This window comes from Rhodococcus sp. NPDC059968 (genome assembly GCF_042738615.1).
Classification (GTDB): domain Bacteria; phylum Actinomycetota; class Actinomycetes; order Mycobacteriales; family Mycobacteriaceae; genus Rhodococcus_F.
Window position 1 is genome coordinate 69,026 of record NZ_JBHWUE010000017.1, and the last position, 11,925, is coordinate 80,950.

Here is an 11,925-nt window from a genome sequence, read left to right on the forward strand (position 1 = left end):
GCTTTCACGCATCTCCGGTCGATGTCTTCAGCAAGTGTTGCGTCGAGGGCCGCCAACGAATAGTGGCCAAACTGGGCAGAGCGGCTTCGCTGATGCGCCAGAATGGCACACTGGGTGCATGCCGATCACAGTCCGCCAACTCTGCGACACCCAAGCGTTCCACCTGACCGTTCGGGCCGGCGAGGAGCATCTCGAACGTGAGCTGAGCTGGGCACACGTCTCCGAATTGGAAGATCCCACGGCCTTCCTCAGCGGGGGTGAACTCCTACTCACCACTGGGGTGTCGCTACCCGCCGACGCCGAGGCCATAGGGGAGCGGGTGCGGCGACTGGTTGCGGCAGGTGTCGCGGCCGTGGGGTTCGGCGTCGGACTGCGCTTCGACACCGTCCCGGACGCATTTGTCGCGGCGGCCCGCGCCGAACAGCTCCCCTTGGTGGAAGTACCCCTCGCTGTTCCGTTCATTGTCTTGGAAAAGGCTGTATCGCAGGCACTCTCGTCCGACGATCACGCCCGGTTGCAGCGCACGCATCAGCAGCAGCGTCGCCTGATTCATGCGACGCTGGCCGCGGACGGTGCGAGGACCCTGGTGCGGCGCACGGCGGAACTCATCGGCGGCTGGGCCGCGCTGCTCGACGCCGCAGGGCACGTCGTGCACAGCTCGCACCGCACTGTGCGTGGAGCGGTGAACCGCACTGCACCGCAACGCATCGCGCGACCGGGCGAAGTGGTGTTCTCGTCCGAGGGTGGCGAGGACATCATCTCTCAGCCCCTGGCGGCCGTGGACGGCAGAGTGCTCGGGTATCTTGTTGCGGGACGCGAGGGCGTGGTCGGATCGCTGGACCACGGGGTCGTGACGGTGGCAGCCTCCCTCCTGACGTTGTTCGTGCGAAGAACCGACGAGACCCAGCGGGCACTCGCTCGCGCTCGGGCCGCGGCCCTTCGACTCCTGATCGCCGGTCAGATGGCCGCGACCCGGGAGATTTCCCAGGATCTGTGGGGCGGGTTTCCCTCCGAACCGGTCAAGGTGATCACGGCGGTGGGTTCGCAGAGTGGGTTGAACAGCGCGATCGCGGTCCTCGACACCGGACCGAGCGGGGCAGCCATCTTCGGCCGGGTCGAAGGCCACCTGCTGGTGGTGGTCTCCGAAGCCTCAGTTGAAGAGTCGGTTTCGAGGCTCGTCACGGTCTCCGACCTCCGGCTGGGAATCTCGGAGAACGCGTGGTGGGACGAGTTCGCCCGCGCCCGCCGCGAGAGCCGGCAGGCTGCGGACGAGGCCGCACAGCGCAACGAGGGGGCACTGCACTTCGCTCAACTCGGCGGTGAGGGCCTCGCCTCGTACCTCGACAGGTACCGTGCGCGATCCTATGCGGAGAACCATCTCTCGGTATTGCAGGACGCCGGAAGCACGGGACGGGAGGGAAGCCTCTGTCGAACCCTGCGTTCATGGCTGACTCACAACGGTCAAACCGACCCCGCGGCCAAGGACCTCGGAATTCACCGACACACCTTGAGACGTCGTCTCGATCGTATCGAGAATCTTCTGGGCGTCTCGCTGAACTCGCCTGCTACCCGCGCCGAATTGTGGTTCGAGCTCGAACTACTCCGAGGAAGCTCGGATTCGTAGACTTCGATCGACTGACCGTGAGACGTGAGTCCCACTCGGCTGCCGAACAGTTCTCGGAGTCGAGACGTACCGAATGAGCCCGGGGGGCGTCATAGTGGAACGTGATGAACACGACGAAAGGAAGATCGTGGACCAGAGCGCGCTGTTGACCGACGCCTTCGACCGCATTCAGGAGACCGTGCATTCCACGCTGGCCGATCTCCCCGCCGACGCCCTCACGTTTCGGGTGGACGCGAAGGCGAACACCATCGCCTGGCTGATCTGGCATCTGACGCGAGTGCAGGACGACCACGTCGCCGGTGTCGCGGGCACCGCGCAGGTGTGGACGTCCGGTGGGTGGGTGGAGCGGTTCGACCTCCCGTTCCCGGTCGCCGACATCGGTTACGGGCACTCCGCGGACGAGGTGGCGAAGGTGCGGACCGGCGCCGACCTCCTGCGCGAGTATCACGATGCCGTGCACGACCGCACCGTCGATTACGTCCAGTCGATCGGCGCGGACGACCTCGACCGGATCGTCGACGAGCATTGGGATCCGCCAGTCACTCTCGGTGTCCGATTGATCAGCGTCATCTCCGACGATCTGCAGCATGCCGGGCAGGCCGCGTACGTCCGCGGCATCTACGAGCGCCGCTGAGTCCGCGACGACGTCTCGTTGGCGGCGAGCCACGCCTCGACTCGCCGCCGGGAGCGTCGGCCGACGCGTTCCCGGACGGCCGGACTCACTCGCGCCGCACCGTGCAGCGTCCCGTTCCCGACCAGTGCCAGCGGAACGAACCAGGCCGGCACGACCGGCAATCCGAGTTCTCGCATGCCGCGCTTGCCGGAGAACAACCGCTGGATGCTGAGCAGACGCTGGCGGTTGAGCCGGCGTCGCAGGGGCTCTGCATGCGGGTAGTGGAACGTGGCCCACGACTTCTGCAGCGAGTCGGCCAGCACCCTCGAGTTCTCGTCCGGGCCGGGAGCGAACATCCCGATCTGGCACATGTTGCGGCGTCCGGTGTTCTCGTCGTCGACCAGCCAGTGCTCGTCGATCCCCATCAGCCAGCCGATGTACCGCCACAGATGCATGACGTCGCGGCCCTCGTCGGCGGAGACCCACACGCCCAGCGACCGGAGTCCGATGAGGAACGTCGTCGAGAAGAGGGCGAGCGTCCCGGCCTGATCCGACTGGTTGATCGGCATGCCCCAGTCGGACACGTCCCAGCTGTCGTCCTGCAGCAACGTCAGATTGACGAACGCGTGCATCAACCGGACGTGGACGGACAACTGCCAGCCGTGGCGGTCGCGGTCCATGCCGCCGGGCAGGACGCACTCGTACCACCACCACACGGTCTCGGCGACCCGCTGACCGGCACCGTCCCCGACGAGTCTGCCGGTGGCCACGAGTTGGCGGGAGGTGGCGGCGCTGCGGTAGCCGTTCATCAGCGAACCGGTCGCGAGCAGGTCGAGTCCGGTCATACCGCTACGCAGGCAGACGGCGGCCCCGTGCTCGAGGCGGCGATCGTCGACCCACGACGGCCGACGGTCCACTGCGTCGAAGAACGCGACCAGCGGCGGCGCGGCGTCGGGCACGCTGCCGATTCCGTCGGAGAGTGCCTGGGAGAACTGGGTCATCGTCACGGTCTTGTCGACGAGGACGGCCCGCGCCACTGCGGCACCGATCTCGTCCTGACCGACCACCGCCCGGGCGTGGAGTTCCCGCTCCGCCGCAGTGGGCGTCGGGTCGCCGTGCACGAACCGCGACAGCGTCCGCATCGAGCGGCGACCCCACTCCGAGTCCATGTCGAACCGCCGCGGCGGCGTGAAGTCGGCGAAGCCGGGCGCCGACTCCCGGGACTGGGTTTCTGTCATTCCGGTGCACTCGATTCGGTAGTCGAGAAAGGGGCGTTTTTGTGCCTCAGCCCGTGCTCGAGGGACTGTGAGTTACAGTTCACCCCACCGAATCGGACGGGTACAAGTCGCATTGCGCGGCAGATCGGGAGGGCTGCGCGAATGGGCACTGGCCAGCGGAAAGGCCCCTCTCAGCAGCGGTCGCAGGAGACCGTCGCACGCATCTTGTCGGCAACTGGTCAGGTTTTGCGGGCCAAGGGATACACCGGCTGCAGCACGAACGCCATCGCGGAAGCCGCCGGCATCTCGAAGGGATCGGTGTACCAGTACTTCGCGAACAAGGACGAGATCATCGAGGTCCTGATCGACAAGATCATGGAGGAAACCACCGCCACGTTCGGGACGCAGCTCGAGCACGCCGTCGCGAAGGGCACGTTCCTGAAGGACGCGGCGCTGCAGTCCCAGCTCCTCGCCGTCCTGGACAGGTATCGCGACATCCTCGGTTCGCTGCTCAACGACGCTCCGCATCTGGCCCTCACCGCTCACCGTTCGGTCCGGATCGAGGAACGGTGCCGCGACCTGTTGCGTACGTATGTGACGTTGAATCCGGCCGCGATCGGTCCGGGTGTCGACCTCGAAGCGCTGCTGCTGGTACTCACCGTCAGCTACCGGGAGGTGAGTCTCGAATACCTCCGCCGCGACCTCCGCGACCGGCGAAACGAGCTGGCCACCGTCCTCTACGACATGACGATGGGCGGCCTCGCCGGCCGCGCGACACACGGGGTGTAACGCGGAGGGGGTTTCGAGAGAAATACACAGTGAGCCCATGGCGCTGTCGGACCCCGACCCGGCAGCGCCAGGGGCCTTCTTTTTGGCTCCTACCGCCGTCGCCTGGTCGGAGATCCCGGCACCTCCAGCCACACGACCCTCTCGAGCGCGCGCAGATCGCTCTCGATCCGCCGGAACAACTGGTATACGGCGATGAAGGCGAAGATGCCGCCCAGACACAGCGCGCGAACCGTCGCGTTCACGGCGTCGCCGGTGCTTCCGCCGACGAAGCTGAGCCCGGCGACCCCGATCAACGGGACGGCCGCGGCGACGGCGAGGTACCGCGGCATGCCCCGGCCGAGGGCCCGGATGTTGCGTCCGTCGCTTCCGCGCAACTCGCCGTGCGACAGCAGGATCGGGCAGAGGCACCGCACCGCGTAGAACGTGAGAATGAAGAAGGGGTAGGCGAGCGCGACCGCCCCGCACACGGCGAGGGATGCGAGGAGCTGCGTGTATGCGCGCAACGGAATCCCGCCGGCGGTGATCTCCAGGGCGATCGGGTAGGCGACGCCGGCGACGACCCACAGCCCGAAGCTGACCACGACCGCGCGATGACCGAGTCCGAGCGTCGTGGCTCGTGCCTTCTCCAGCACCTCGGAACTGTAGGTTCTGCCGTTGCGGAGGCCGCGCGGCACCGTGAGCGAGAGACGACACCAGTAGACGATGAGCACTGCGCCCAGCGGAAACGCGATCCCGCCGATCACCAGGTGGACGAATTCGAGATCCTGCTGCGCCTCGACGGGCAGCGTGGCGATGATCAGCACCTTGTTGTAGTAGTAGTTGTATCCGGCTGCCAGCAGGTTCGGGATGCCGACGGCGGCGATCACGATGGGAAGCGCCCACCGCCACATCGTGGACCGCACGCTTCCCGGTGCCGGGTCGACGAGATCGCGGGCGTGCGGGTCGAGGCACAGAGCGAACTGCCGCGTCAGCTTCCGGCCACTCGACCACCGGTCGTCCCGGTCAGGGGCGAGCGACTTCACCAGGATGCGCCGCAGCGCGGCGGGACAGTCTTCGGGGAGCGCGGACCGTTCCGGGTCCACTCCCCGGCGTCGCGACTCGAGAAGTACCCGAGGCGACGGCGGCGACGCGGTTCCGTCGTCGTCCGGGAAGGGGCGCGCCCCGGTCAGCAATTCCCACAGCATGACGCCCAACGCGAAGATGTCGCTGCGGGAATCGAGGTCGGAGGCGGTCCGGTGGGTGCTCGGGTCGATCGCCTCGAGCTGCTCGGGCGACATGTAGGCGACGGAACCGCCGATGAATCCTCCGGCGCCGCGATTCTCGACGCTGTCGCTCGAACTGACGTTGAAATCGGCCAGCTTGGGGATGCCTTCGAGTCCCAGCAGCACGTTCGCCGGTTTGATGTCGCGGTGCAGGACGCCGTGCGCCCGGGCGTAGTCGAGCGCGTCGGCCAGCCGCAACCCGATCCACGCGACCGTCTCCGGCCACGACAGCGCGGCGATCTCGTCGCGCACGCTCGAATACTCGGGCCGGATCTCGCCTCTCTCCGCGAGGAGGCGGTCCACCGAATCGAGCAGCAGCTGTCCGGATCGCTGTTCCGGCGGGGTCTTGCGGACCAGTCGCACCACGTCGAGGAGCGTGCCGCCGGGGACGTATTCCATGAACAGCACGCGCAGCCGGCGGTCTTCCAGCACCCGCTGGTCGTAGACGCGGACGATGTACGGGTGGTCGAGCTGTGCGAGTGTCTGCGGCTCGTTGCCGATGTTCCGGGAGATCTTCAGCGCCACCCATCGCTGCATCGAACGCTGCCGGGCGAGGAACACCCGCGCGAACGCGCCGTGACCCAGCTCCATCATCAGATCGAAATCGTCGAGGCGCTCACCGACGTCGAGGTCGTCGCCCGGGCCGAGTTCCGCGGTGACGGTCCGCCGGTCCATGCGGCGGTCGTCATCGAGGAGGGTCTCGAACCGGGCGGCCTGCTGCGGGTATTCGGTGACGTACTCACCGGGATCGACGTCGGCGCCACTCTGACGGCGAACCCGGTACTCCAGATAGACGAGTTCCGGTGGCAGAGGTTCGGCGAGCAACTCCGGGAATTCGAGGCAGTAGTCGGCGATGCGCTTCGGGCGGCCCGACCGCAGCCACCGGTAGTCGAGGTCCACCTTGATCAGCTCGATCAGTGCGGCCCGCCGGATCGCGGCGGTGTCGGGGAGATACTCGGTGAGCTCGGCCGGCGAACCGGAAGACTCCCAATCCGCGACGAGGCGTTCGACGCCACTTTCGACGACGAACACCGGTTCGGCGCCCGACGTCGTCGTCGACGGTGGCAGCTGAGTGTCCTGCCCCAGTTCGGTGGGCGGCCCAGACGCGATCGTCGAATCACTCGGCGGGCGATCGTTCATGGCGGTCCGATTCCGGGCGGTGCAGATTCCGGGAGGTGCATGGGGTGTGTACTTGCCAGGGTATTCCTGACGGTGCGCGAAGGGGTACGGAACAGCAGGGCCTCACGCGCTCCGCAACGGCACTTCCGACAGTGATGTTCTGCAGGAGGAACGCGATCGGCGACGACGGCGGGTACAGGAACAGTCCGACGACGATGAGGTTCGGGCTCCACCGGCGAAAACCGTTGACGGAGCGCCACACGCGTGCAACACTGAACTCGATGGTTCAGTATTCGATTCTCGACGCTACGTTCGCCGCACTGGCAGACCCCACGCGGCGTGGGATCCTCCGCCGGCTCGGAGAGGGCGCCTGCTCGATCAGTGACCTCGCCGAGGTCTTCGAGATGACGCTCACCGGCGTCAAGAAACACGTGCGACTGCTCGAAGAGGCCGGGATGGTCGTGACCGAGAAACGTGGCCGGGTGCGGTACTGCATGCTGGGGACCAATTCCCTCGAGCGTGAGGTGGCCTGGATCCGCGACTACCAGCTGTCGCTGGAAGGGCGCCTGAACCGTCTGGACGAATTCCTCAATCGAACGGAAGGCACGTCATGAGCACCTCGCAGACTCCCACGACCTCGACCGTCTCGACGCCGACGGACCGGGAGATCCACGTCGAACGCATCTTCGACGCTCCCCGCGACCGCGTGTGGGCCGCATTCACGAGACCGGAACTCCTCGCCCAGTGGTGGGGCCGCGGAAACGAACTCGACGTCGAACGCTGGGAATTCGAGCGCGGCGGGCACTGGCGCTTCGTCGAACACTCGGACGGCGACACCCACGGATTCGAGGGAAGGTTCCGGGAGATCACCCCGGAGGAGCGTCTGGTGTACACGTTCGAGTGGGACGGCATGCCCGGCCACGTCATCGTCGAGAACAACACGTACACCGACCTCGGTGACGGACGCACCAAGCTGTCCGTCGTCAGCCAGTTCCACACCCCCGAAGAGCGCGACGGCATGCTGCAGTCCGGCATGGAAGGCGGCATGAACGAGAGCTATGCGGCGCTGGATGCGGTTCTGGCGCAGACGAGCTGGTGATCGTAAGCCGTAAGCCGTAAGCCGTAAGCCGTAAGCCGTCAGGCGGAGGGGGCGGGGATGCTGCCGCCGATCGAATGACGTTGGTGGACTTCGCCCCTCATCCTCGTCATGGTGGGCGCGCCGTCCCCGGCTCCGGACTCCATCTTGGCAAGGATCCTCACCGCCGCCTCCTGTCCCATCTCGGCCAGTGGAGGGGCGTAGGACGTGATTCCGGGTGGAAACACCTCGTACCATTCGGGATTGCCGTGTGCGGCGACGGACAGGTCGTCGGGCACCGACAGGCCGAGGTCGGAGCAGGCGTGCAGGACGCCCAGCGCGATCCGGCTACTGGCGGCGATGACGACGCCGGGCAGGTCGCCGGCGATCGCGTGCATCGCGTCCCGCCCCCATTCCGAGGTGAAGTCGCCCTCGAGGATGCGGAAGCGGTGGCCGGCAGTTCCTTTGGGCACCTCCGGTATTCCCGCACGGTCGACGGCGTTGCGGAACCCGCGCATGCGGTCGGCGGTGGTGCTGTGATCGGCTCCGCCGATGACGAGGGCGAGATCGGTATGTCCTGCCTGCAGGGCCAGTTCGGTGATTGCTTCGATGCCGTATTCGTCGTCGCTGACGACTGCATCGGTCTGTAGCGGGACCGAGTGACGGTTGAGTTGCACGATCGGCACGCCGGTCGGCAGTGTGCGTCGAGCGTCGACGGGGACGTGGATGATTCCGTCGACGCGGTGATCGAGCAGTGAGCGCAGTCCGCGTTCCTCGGATTCGGGATCGTTGCCGCTGGCGCTGACCACAAGTTGGAATCCGGCCTCGAATAGAACCGACTGCAGCACGGCGGCGCTGTCGGTGTAGAACTCGTTCGAAATGTCGGGTAGCAGCAATCCGACGACGCGCGTCTTGTTCTCCCGCAGTGCCTGGGCGACCTTGTTCGGCCGGTAGCCCAACGCATCGGCCGCCTCGAGGATCCTCTTGCGGGTGTCGGGGTCCACGTAGCCGCGCCCGCTCATCGCGCGTGAGGCGGTACCCACCCCCACCTTGGCCAGTGCGGCGACGTCCTGAAGTTTGGGCACAAACCCACCCTACCCAACGTAACTGCAGGTAAAGGCGTCGAGGACGACCGCGGACGTCGATGAAACCTCCTCTCTTGACAGAACGAGTGGCTTGCGCCACAGTCATGTGGAACCGATTCCACATGGCGTGAGTCACAGTCGCGGATGTGGGTGATCCACTGCGTCAGGCGAAAGGCCCTTCGTGTCCATTCAGTCAAGAAACCCGTTCTCTCTCCTCACACATCTGGCAGGGGACGAGGCACAACTCGACATCTTTTCCGCCGACAGCTGCATCGAGAGCTGGTTGGCCACCGAGCGGGCCCTCGCCATCGCGCAGGGTGAGCACGCGGTCATCTCGGCAGACGAGGCTGCGGCGATCGCGGCAGCGGCCCGGATCGACACCATCGACCGCGACTCCCTGTGGGAGACGTCGAAGAACGTCGGGTACCCGATCCTCGGGCTGGTGCGGCAGATCTCCGGGGCACTGCCGGACGGACCGAACGGTCGCGTCCACTACGGTGCGACCACGCAGGACATCATGGATACCGGGCTCGCCCTGCAGCTCGCGCGATCACTGGCCGCACTCGACTGGCAGCTCGGCGAACTCGGAGATGCGCTCGCGGTCCAGGTCGAAGCCCACGCCGGCACCGTGATGCCCGGCCGGACCCACGCCCAGCAGGCGGTGCCGACCACGTTCGGCGCCACCCTCGCGACACTGCTGGGTCAGTTCACCCGTCACCGCGACCGTCTCCAGCAAGCGGTGCCGCGGATCGCCGTGATCTCCCTGTTCGGGGCGGGCGGCACGTCCGCAGCGCTCGGCGCGAAGTCCGCGGACGTCCGAACCCGCGTCGCCGACCTGCTCGGCCTGCACGACACCGAAATCCCGTGGCACGTCGACCGCGACGGTGTCGCCGAATACGGCTGGCTCTGCGCCACCGTCGCGGCGACGTGCGCCAAGCTCGCGCGCAACATCGTCGACCTCTCCCGCACGGAGATCGGCGAGGTCTTCGAGCCCTACAACAGCCACCGCGGTGCGTCGTCGACGATGCCGCAGAAGGTCAACCCGATCTCCTCGGAGGCCATCATTGGACTGTCGCAGACCGCCGGAGCGCTGCTGTCGTCGCTGAGCCGCATCCAGGAAGCGGGCCACGAACGCAGCGCCGGCGAGTGGCAGATCGAGTGGCAGGTGATCCCACAGCTCGGCGTCCTCGCCGGCAGCGCGCTGTCCGAAGCGCTGGTCATCGTCAGGGGCATGCGGGTCGACGCCGACAGGATGCGCGCGAACCTCGACCTCGACGGCGGATTGGTCATGGCCGAGGCGCAGATGATCCAGCTCGCCGAAGCCCTGGGCCGCGAACGCGCCCACGACCTGCTCTACACGGCCGCGACCCGCGCCCGGACCACGCATCGTGTGCTCGCCGACACCCTGCGCGAGGTCGCGGCGGAGGCCGGTGTCGCCGAACTGCTGCCCGCACAACTCGTCACCGCCGACGACTATCTCGGCGAGGCGAAGGACATCGCCGCGAGCGCTGTCCGGGGATGGCACAGCCGCGTCGCAGTCGACGAAGACCTGCCCTCCATTCCCCAGCTTGCAAGGACCTGACATGAGCACATTGACCACCGTGACGGAGCAGCCACCGAAACTCGCAGGAGAGGAACGCTTCGACTACATCCGCGGACGGTTCGGTCTGATCGCCGCTCTGCCCCTGCTCATCGGCATCCTCGTCCTGCCGATCGACATGCCGAACGCCCAGCAGGCCATGCTCGCGGTCCTGACCGTCGTGGTCCTGCTGTGGATCACGGAGCCCGTCCCCATCCCGGTGACCGCGCTGATCGGCATCGCCCTACTCGTCGTCCTCGGCGTCGGTACACCCCAGGAGGTGTACGGCTCCTTCGGCTCCGCGACCGTGTTCCTGGTGATCGGCGCCTTCATCCTGGCTCGCGCAATGACGGTGCACGGGTTGGACCGACGGTTCGCCCTCAAGGTGCTCTCGTTCCCGGGCATCGGTAACAGCACGTACCGGACCGCGGCCGCATTCGGAGTGGTTGCGTGCTTCCTGTCGATGTTCGTGTCGGCGTCGGCGACCGCCGCCATGTTGCTTCCCATCGGTATCGGCGTGGTCAAGACCATCGGCGATCTCATTCAGGCGCAGAACCCGGGCATCAAGACCAACCGCACCAAATTCTCCTGCCTGTTGATGCTTTCCATCGCCTACGGCGCGAGCATCGGGTCGGTCCTCACCCCGATCACCGGCATCGCCAACGTCATCGGCCGCGGCACGATCGAACGCATGACCGGCTACAAGGTGGAACTGTTCGACTGGCTCTCCATGTCGGCCCCATACCTTCTCGTGATGGGTGCGGTCATGTGGGTCGCGCTGATCTTCGTCAACAGGCCCGAGGTGAAGCACATTCGCGGTGGGCAGGACTACTTCCGCGCCCACTACGCAGATCTCGGCCAGATGAACCGCGGCGAACGCAACGTTCTGGTGATCTTCCTCGTCACGGTCGTCCTTTGGGTGTTGCCCTCCCTGGTCACCACTTTCGGCATCACGAGCCCGATCGTCACCGCCTTCACCGACCATCTCAACGAGGGATCCGTCGTGGTCCTCACTGCAGGGCTGCTGTTCTTCCTGCCCCGCGGAAACGGGAGCGGTGAATCCACCCTCACGTGGACCGAGGCCGCGAAGATCGACTGGGGCACGATCCTCCTCGTCGGTGCAGGTCTGACCATCGGCACCATGATGAATGCAACCGGACTCGCCGAAACCCTCGGCACGACCATCGCCCGGGCCACGGGGGTGCAGAGTTCCTGGGTTCTCGCCCTGATCGCCATCGTCATGGGGCTGGTCATCTCCGAAACCACCAGCAACACGGCCAGCGTCGGCATCGTCGTCCCGATCATCATCCCGATCGCCCTCGCCATCGGCGTCGACCCGATCATCCCGGCCATGGCCGGCGTGTTCGGCGCGAACGCCGGAGCCATGCTCCCGGTCTCGACACCACCGAACGCCATCGTCTACGGATCGGGGTACGTGCCGATGATCAAGATGATCAGCACCGGCATCTTCATCGACATCATCTGTATTCCACTGATCTTCGGCGCCGTCGTCGGCATCGGATCCCTCATCGCGCTCCACGTGTGAGCCAACCGACCGTGCA

The 11,925-nt window shown here is 66.5% G+C and carries 10 protein-coding genes; 7 read left to right on the forward strand and 3 right to left on the reverse strand.

Translation table 11 applies throughout. From position 1 onward, the window contains the following. The first annotated feature begins 118 nt into the window (after positions 1-118). Positions 119-1,624 (forward strand): PucR family transcriptional regulator, encoded by a 1,506-nt coding sequence (locus tag ACFWAY_RS16720; RefSeq protein WP_378511310.1) that lies wholly within the window; start codon positions 119-121, stop codon positions 1,622-1,624. A gap of 127 nt (positions 1,625-1,751) precedes the next feature. Beyond that, positions 1,752-2,258 carry a DUF664 domain-containing protein gene (locus ACFWAY_RS16725; protein WP_378450471.1) on the forward strand — a complete coding sequence of 169 codons (507 nt, stop codon included), beginning with the start codon at positions 1,752-1,754 and terminating at the stop codon, positions 2,256-2,258. Here the strand turns inward: ACFWAY_RS16725 and ACFWAY_RS16730 are convergent. Further along, a complete protein-coding gene (locus tag ACFWAY_RS16730) occupies positions 2,243-3,475 on the reverse strand; it encodes an oxygenase MpaB family protein (protein ID WP_378511311.1) in 1,233 nt (410 codons plus the stop codon). The two genes, ACFWAY_RS16725 and ACFWAY_RS16730, sit on opposite strands and share 16 nt — an antisense overlap. Positions 3,476-3,616: 141 nt before the next feature. Here ACFWAY_RS16730 and ACFWAY_RS16735 point away from each other — a divergent pair, with 141 nt between their 5' ends. Continuing rightward, positions 3,617-4,243, forward strand: a complete 627-nt coding sequence (locus ACFWAY_RS16735; protein ID WP_378511312.1) for a TetR/AcrR family transcriptional regulator — start codon at positions 3,617-3,619, stop codon at positions 4,241-4,243. 89 nt (positions 4,244-4,332) lie between these two features. Here the strand turns inward: ACFWAY_RS16735 and ACFWAY_RS16740 are convergent, their stop codons facing one another. Then, a complete protein-coding gene (locus ACFWAY_RS16740) occupies positions 4,333-6,645 on the reverse strand; it encodes a serine/threonine-protein kinase (protein ID WP_378511313.1) in 2,313 nt (770 codons plus the stop codon). 260 nt (positions 6,646-6,905) lie between these two features. Between ACFWAY_RS16740 and ACFWAY_RS16745 the strand changes: the two genes are divergently transcribed. Together ACFWAY_RS16745 and ACFWAY_RS16750 are read left to right on the forward strand one after the other, a co-directional pair. After that, positions 6,906-7,238, forward strand: coding sequence for an ArsR/SmtB family transcription factor (locus ACFWAY_RS16745; RefSeq protein ID WP_378511314.1), 333 nt, complete (start codon positions 6,906-6,908; stop codon positions 7,236-7,238). Next, positions 7,235-7,723: an SRPBCC family protein gene (locus tag ACFWAY_RS16750; protein ID WP_378450476.1), complete on the forward strand. Its 489-nt coding sequence runs from the start codon at positions 7,235-7,237 to the stop codon at positions 7,721-7,723. The genes ACFWAY_RS16745 and ACFWAY_RS16750 overlap by 4 nt, the downstream gene beginning before the upstream one ends. 38 nt (positions 7,724-7,761) lie before the next feature. Here the strand turns inward: ACFWAY_RS16750 and ACFWAY_RS16755 are convergent, their stop codons facing one another. Further along, positions 7,762-8,784 (reverse strand): LacI family DNA-binding transcriptional regulator, encoded by a 1,023-nt coding sequence (locus ACFWAY_RS16755; RefSeq protein WP_378511315.1) that lies wholly within the window; start codon positions 8,782-8,784, stop codon positions 7,762-7,764. A gap of 181 nt (positions 8,785-8,965) precedes the next feature. Here ACFWAY_RS16755 and ACFWAY_RS16760 point away from each other — a divergent pair, with 181 nt between their 5' ends. Beyond that, complete coding sequence (locus tag ACFWAY_RS16760; RefSeq protein WP_378511316.1) at positions 8,966-10,366, forward strand: adenylosuccinate lyase family protein; 1,401 nt, start codon at positions 8,966-8,968, stop codon at positions 10,364-10,366. A 1-nt stretch (position 10,367) separates the two neighbouring features. Further along, a complete protein-coding gene (locus tag ACFWAY_RS16765; RefSeq protein WP_378511317.1) occupies positions 10,368-11,909 on the forward strand; it encodes an SLC13 family permease in 1,542 nt (513 codons plus the stop codon). Positions 11,910-11,925: the final 16 nt, after the last annotated feature.

What these genes read in the sequence shown, in the direction of transcription:
- ACFWAY_RS16720 (WP_378511310.1), top strand. Translation starts at nt 119, where the DNA reads ATGCCGATCACAGTCCGCCAACTCTGCGACACCCAAGCGTTCCACCTG.
- ACFWAY_RS16730 (WP_378511311.1), bottom strand. Translation starts at nt 3,475, where the DNA reads ATGACAGAAACCCAGTCCCGGGAGTCGGCGCCCGGCTTCGCCGACTTC.
- ACFWAY_RS16740 (WP_378511313.1), bottom strand. Translation starts at nt 6,645, where the DNA reads ATGAACGATCGCCCGCCGAGTGATTCGACGATCGCGTCTGGGCCGCCC.
- ACFWAY_RS16735 (WP_378511312.1), top strand. Translation starts at nt 3,617, where the DNA reads ATGGGCACTGGCCAGCGGAAAGGCCCCTCTCAGCAGCGGTCGCAGGAG.
- ACFWAY_RS16745 (WP_378511314.1), top strand. Translation starts at nt 6,906, where the DNA reads ATGGTTCAGTATTCGATTCTCGACGCTACGTTCGCCGCACTGGCAGAC.
- ACFWAY_RS16765 (WP_378511317.1), top strand. Translation starts at nt 10,368, where the DNA reads ATGAGCACATTGACCACCGTGACGGAGCAGCCACCGAAACTCGCAGGA.
- ACFWAY_RS16750 (WP_378450476.1), top strand. Translation starts at nt 7,235, where the DNA reads ATGAGCACCTCGCAGACTCCCACGACCTCGACCGTCTCGACGCCGACG.